General features: G+C 55.8%; 4 protein-coding genes and 1 other RNA gene. 4 read left to right on the top strand and 1 reads right to left on the bottom strand.

From position 1 onward, the window contains the following. Positions 1-150: 150 nt before the first annotated feature. Positions 151-1,722, bottom strand: coding sequence for a galactarate dehydratase (garD, locus tag ACOTYH_RS12200; RefSeq protein WP_141414475.1), 1,572 nt, complete (start codon positions 1,720-1,722; stop codon positions 151-153). A 367-nt stretch (positions 1,723-2,089) separates the two neighbouring features. Between garD and garL the strand changes: the two genes are divergently transcribed. The 4 genes from garL to rnpB all read left to right on the top strand — a co-directional run bounded on the left by garL (position 2,090) and on the right by rnpB (position 5,383). Further along, on the top strand, positions 2,090-2,860 hold the full coding sequence (gene garL / locus ACOTYH_RS12195) for a 2-dehydro-3-deoxyglucarate aldolase (protein ID WP_063946018.1): 771 nt from the start codon (positions 2,090-2,092) through the stop codon (positions 2,858-2,860). Positions 2,861-2,881: 21 nt separating this feature from the next. Then, positions 2,882-3,772: a 2-hydroxy-3-oxopropionate reductase gene (gene garR / locus ACOTYH_RS12190; RefSeq protein WP_017382435.1), complete on the top strand. Its 891-nt coding sequence runs from the start codon at positions 2,882-2,884 to the stop codon at positions 3,770-3,772. A gap of 56 nt (positions 3,773-3,828) precedes the next feature. Next, positions 3,829-4,974 carry a glycerate 2-kinase gene (gene garK, locus ACOTYH_RS12185; protein WP_032672038.1) on the top strand — a complete coding sequence of 382 codons (1,146 nt, stop codon included), beginning with the start codon at positions 3,829-3,831 and terminating at the stop codon, positions 4,972-4,974. Between the two features lie 32 nt (positions 4,975-5,006). Continuing rightward, positions 5,007-5,383, top strand: an RNA gene (gene rnpB / locus ACOTYH_RS12180) — RNase P RNA component class A. Positions 5,384-6,019: the final 636 nt, after the last annotated feature.

Here is a 6,019-nt window from a genome sequence, read left to right as displayed (position 1 = left end):
CCCTCACCCCAGCCCTCTCCCTCAAGGGAGAGGGGGCCGTCTGTGCAGGCATTATTTTGTGGGGAACCCTCAGCCCCATAGGGGAGAGGGGACTGCCCGGTGCGGTTTTTTACCCTCTCCCCGGTGGGGAGAGGGTAGGGTGAGGGGCCATCAGGTCACCGGCGCCGGGTTAAACACCGCCAGCGAGTTATGCAATCCCCATTGATCGGAGAAGGTTTTCTTCCGCCCGCTTGCCACATCCAGAATGAAGTGGAACAGCTTCCAGCCCACTTCTTCAATACTCTCTTCCCCGGTGGCGATGGTGCCCGCGTTGATATCCATTAAGTCATACCAGCGGTTTGCCAGCTCGGTGCGGGTCGCCATTTTGATCACCGGTACCGCCATCAGGCCGTACGGCGTGCCGCGCCCGGTGGTAAAGACCTGTACCGTAATGCCGGACGCCACCTGCTGGGTGCCGCACACGAAATCACTGGCAGGCGTTGCCGCGTAGATCAGACCGCGTTTGGTTGGTCGCTGGCCAGGGGAGAGCACTTCCACAATCGCGCTCTGGCCGGATTTGGCAATCGACCCGAGGGCCTTTTCCACCACGTTGGCCAGGCCGCCTTTCTTGTTACCCGGAGACGGGTTGGCGCTGCGGTCGGTTTTGCCCATGTCGAGATAGTTATCGTACCAGGCCATCTCCTCCAGCAGGCGTTTGCCCACCTGTTCGTTGACGGCGCGCGGCGTGAGCAGGTGGATAGCATCACGTACTTCGGTGACTTCGGAGAACATCACCGTGGCGCCGCAGCGCACGAACAGATCGGAGGCATAACCGACTGCCGGGTTGGCGGTGACGCCGGAAAACGCATCGCTGCCGCCACACTGTGTCCCAACGACCAGTTCAGAGGCCGGGCAGGTTTCACGCTGGCGTTTGTTCAGCTTCTCCAGATGGTGCTCTGCCACCTGTAAAATGTCGTCGACCATCGATCTGAAGCCGACATGGTGTTCATCCTGAAGTCGCACAACACTGGCATCGTCAACCGGAATGGCTTTCACATCCTCAGTACCCTGCAACAGGCGTTCTGGCTGCAATTTTTCACAGCCGAGACCAATCACCATGACCTCACCGCCAAAGTTTGGGTTAAGGGCGATATTGTGAATCGTGCGGATCGGCACGACCGCTGCGGGCGCGTTGATCGCCACGCCGCAGCCGTACAGGTGGTTAAGACCCACCACGCCGTCAACGTTGGGGTATTTCGGCAACAGATCGCGCTCAATAATTTTCACCACATAATCCACTACGCCCGCCACGCAATGCACGCTGGTGGTGATGCCAAGCAGGTTTTTGGTTCCCACGCTGCCATCCGCGTTGCGGTAACCCTCGAAGGTATAACCCTCCAGCGGAGGCAACGGCTCAGGGACGCGGGTAGCCAGCGGCAACGTCTCCAGCGGCGGGGCGGTGGGTAGCTCAACCAGCGACTCTTCAATCCAGCTACCCTGCGGGATAGCGCGCACCGCATAGCCGATGACTTCGCCGTAGCGCACGATTTCGCCCTGCGCCGGGATATCGACCAGTGCGACTTTATGCCCCTGCGGAATGTGCTCAATCAGCTCCAGGCCATCCGGAAAGCGGGTGCCAGCTTTTAAGCCATTGTCGTTGACAATAATCGCCACGTTATCGGTATCGTGCACTTTTATATAGAACGCCGTCGGCGACGCCTGTCGAATTTCAATATCGGCCATTGTTCACTCTTCTCCAGCAAAATATCTGATACTAAATATAGCCAGATGGTTAATTGTTTCTTATTGAGGAAATAAAGAATGCCAGGAGAGGAAAGGTGAGAATGTGATCGCGATCGCTCCCGAACCACTAATCGTTGATTCTGTGCATCAGCGCCCACTGTGTTGGGCATATGCTCAAAATAGCGTGCTACTCCCGTTGGATAATTGAGCATTGAGACAATGTGCTGCCGGGTGGTGACGATTATACTGAATGACGATTTTATAACGCCAAAATTCAGTCAGGAAAATAAATATAACGCTGACGCTGAGTCGGAATAAATAAGAAAAGCTACTGGCTAAAACTGCGGAATTAAAAAAGGTATAAGTAATGAGTAACGACATCTTCCCGAATAAATTTAAAGCGGCCCTCGCGGCGCACCAGATTCAGATTGGCTGCTGGTCTGCGCTGGCCAACCCCATCAGCACCGAAGTGCTGGGCCTGGCCGGGTTCGACTGGCTGGTGCTGGACGGCGAACATGCGCCAAACGATATCAACACGTTTATTCCGCAGCTGATGGCGCTGAAAGGCAGCCACAGCGCGCCGGTGGTGCGTGTGCCCACCAACGAGCCGGTGATCATCAAGCGTCTGCTGGATATCGGCTTCTACAACTTCCTGATCCCGTTTGTTGAAACGGAAGAAGAAGCGGTGCTGGCCGTGGCGGCGACCCGCTATCCGCCGGAAGGGATCCGCGGCGTGTCCGTCTCGCACCGCGCCAACATGTTTGGCACCGTGCCGGACTATTTCGCTCAGTCCAACAAGAACATCACCATTCTGGTTCAGATCGAGAGCCAGCAGGGGGTCGATAACGTCGACGCCATTGCCGCGACCGATGGGGTGGACGGTATTTTCGTCGGCCCAAGCGATCTGGCTGCCGCTTTTGATCATCTGGGCAACGCCAGCCACCCGGACGTGCAGCGCGCTATCCAGCACATTTTTGCCCGTGCCAAAGCGCACGGTAAACCGTGCGGCATTCTGGCGCCAGTGGAAGCCGATGCCCGCCGCTACCTGGAGTGGGGCGCAACGTTTGTTGCCGTCGGCAGCGACCTCGGCGTATTCCGCGCCGCCACGCAGAAATTAGCGGACGCTTTTAAAAAATAACCATCATTGAGGAAACAGATTATGACGCTGAAAGTGGGTTTTATTGGCCTGGGTATCATGGGCAAACCAATGAGCAAAAACCTCATCAAAGCAGGTTACTCACTGGTGGTTTTAGATCGTAATTCAGACGCGGTGGCAGAGGTGATTGCGGCTGGCGCAGAAACGGCGACAACCGCAAAAGCGATTGCTGAGCAGTGCGACGTGATTATCACCATGCTGCCAAACTCCCCGCACGTGAAAGAGGTGGCGCTGGGTGAGAACGGCATTATCGACGGCGCGAAGCCGGGTCTGGTGGTGATCGACATGAGTTCTATCGCACCGCTGGCAAGCCGCGAAATCAGCGAGGCGCTGAAAGCGAAAGGTGTGGAGATGCTGGATGCGCCAGTCAGCGGCGGCGAACCGAAAGCCATCGACGGCACCTTGTCGGTGATGGTGGGGGGCGATAAAGCCGTGTTTGACAAATACTACGACCTGATGAAAGCCATGGCTGGCTCCGTGGTGCACACCGGTGAAATTGGCGCAGGCAACGTCACCAAGCTGGCAAACCAGGTGATTGTGGCGTTGAACATCGCGGCCATGTCCGAAGCGCTGACGCTGGCCACCAAAGCGGGCGTTAATCCGGATCTGGTCTATCAGGCCATTCGCGGTGGTCTGGCGGGCAGCACCGTGCTGGATGCCAAGGCGCCGATGGTGATGGATCGTAACTTCAGGCCGGGCTTCCGCATCGATCTGCACATTAAGGATCTGGCGAATGCGCTGGATACCTCCCACGGCGTGGGCGCGCAGCTGCCGCTGACTGCCGCCGTCATGGAGATGATGCAGGCGCTGCGTGCGGACGGTCTGGGCACCGCCGATCACAGCGCGTTAGCGTGCTATTACGAAAAACTGGCGAAGGTTGAAATTGCTCGCTAATGACGTCCTGCCCGGTGGCGTTACGCTTACCGGGCCTACGGCTCAGGCATACAACTATGAAAATCGTAATCGCGCCAGACTCTTATAAAGAAAGCCTGTCTGCCACCGAGGTGGCGCAGGCGATAGAAAAAGGATTTCGGGAAATTTTCCCCGATGCTCATTACGTGTCTGTTCCCGTTGCTGACGGCGGAGAAGGTACGGTTGAAGCGATGATCGCTGCGACGCAGGGCACCTGGCAGCAGGCTGTCGTCACCGGCCCGTTAGGGGAAAAGGTGAAGGCCAGTTGGGGGATCTCGGGCGACGGTACCACCGCGTTTATCGAGATGGCCGCCGCCAGCGGCCTGGTGCTTGTTCCTCCCGCGCAGCGTAACCCGCTGGTCACGACGTCGCGCGGGACGGGGGAGCTGATCCTCAGCGCGCTGGATAAAGGCGCGCGCAACATCATTATCGGTATCGGCGGGAGCGCAACCAACGATGGGGGCGCGGGTATGATGCAGGCGCTGGGCGCGAAGTTTACGGATGCGAACGGGACGGAGATCGGCTACGGCGGCGGCAGCCTGATGGCGCTTAACCGGATTGATATTTCCGATCTCGATCCGCGTCTTCAGGGATGCGCAATCCGCGTCGCCTGTGACGTGACGAATCCGTTGGTCGGTGAAAGCGGCGCGTCGCGTATCTTTGGCCCGCAAAAAGGCGCCACGGAGGAGATGATCCTCGAACTCGACGCCAATCTTAGCCACTACGCCGGGGTGATCAAAAAATCACTGCGCATTGACGTCAACCGGGTTCCGGGGGCTGGCGCCGCGGGCGGCATGGGCGCGGCGCTGATGGCCTTCCTGGGCGCTGAGCTGAAAAGCGGCATCGAGATTGTCACTCAGGCGCTCAATCTTGAAGAACATATTCACGATTGCACGTGGGTGCTGACCGGGGAAGGGCGCATCGACAGCCAGAGCATTAATGGCAAAGTGCCCGTCGGCGTGGCGAGCGTCGCCAAAAAATACCATAAGCCGGTGATCGGGATTGCCGGAAGTCTGACGCAGGATGTGGGTGTGGTGCATCAGTACGGCATCGACGCGGTGTTCAGCGTACTGACCAGTATCGGTTCACTGGAAGAGGCGTTCCAGGGAGCATATGACAACATTTACCGCGCCTCGCGGAATATCGCGGCCACATTGCAGGTAGGCATGCGTAGCCAGGGGTGACAGCGGCGCGCAAACCCTCTATACTGCGCGCCGAAGCTGACCAGACAGTCGCCGCTTCGTCGTCGTCCCTTTCGGGGGAGACGGGCGGAGGGGAGGAAAGTCCGGGCTCCACAGGGCAGGGTGCCAGGTAACGCCTGGGGGGGAAACCCACGACCAGTGCAACAGAGAGCAAACCGCCGATGGCCCGCGCAAGCGGGATCAGGTAAGGGTGAAAGGGTGCGGTAAGAGCGCACCGCGCGGCTGGTAACAGTCCGTGGCACGGTAAACTCCACCCGGAGCAAGGCCAAATAGGGGTTCACATGGTACGGCCCGTACTGAACCCGGGTAGGCTGCTTGAGCCAGTGAGCGATTGCTGGCCTAGATGAATGACTGTCCACGACAGAACCCGGCTTATCGGTCAGCTTCAACTTCTTACGAAACCCCGCTTCGGCGGGGTTTTTGCTTTCTGAAGGTTGCAGGCCGGGTAAGCGAAGCGCCAAACGACATCAATTCTCAATTTTGCGACGCTAAGCACATTTCACTATTTGCTTGACTGTGTGTTCCTCTCATCTGCTGCGCATGATCGTAATCACAAAATTTAACGCTGTAAAATTAGAAAATTTTAGTGTTGAGAAGATGTTGTAAATGTTTAGTCAGTGATGCCGAATGTTATTCATTTGATAATTTAATATTGAATCTAAAAACATTCTTATGGTGAATGTGTGATATATCCCACTCTTTAACCGGAAAGTGAATAAATATTCCTGGTAAAGTTGATAAACCACAAAAATGTTTTAAAGGAATAATGGTGTTTTATTAACCTTTAATTGCCTGAAAGATAGCCTTTATTAATATTTTTAAAGCAAAAAAATTCACGCTAGTTATTGCCATAAAATAAATTTATTACCGCGTTTTTTATTGATCAATATCAGCGTAAATGCGTATTTTTATTGTGATAAGCATTTGATTTATAAAAACATAAATAGATTTCTGGTGCGATTGAAAACAGAGCGTCCTGGCAAATTGTGAGTAACAGCACATACCCCCTGAAACAATATTGGGTAGA

The sequence above is a fragment of the Enterobacter cloacae complex sp. SHL001 genome, assembly GCF_049236825.1.
Taxonomy (GTDB): domain Bacteria; phylum Pseudomonadota; class Gammaproteobacteria; order Enterobacterales; family Enterobacteriaceae; genus Enterobacter; species Enterobacter hormaechei_C.
The sequence above is the reverse complement of the archived record's forward strand: the minus strand, read 5'-3'. Positions and strand labels throughout refer to the sequence as shown.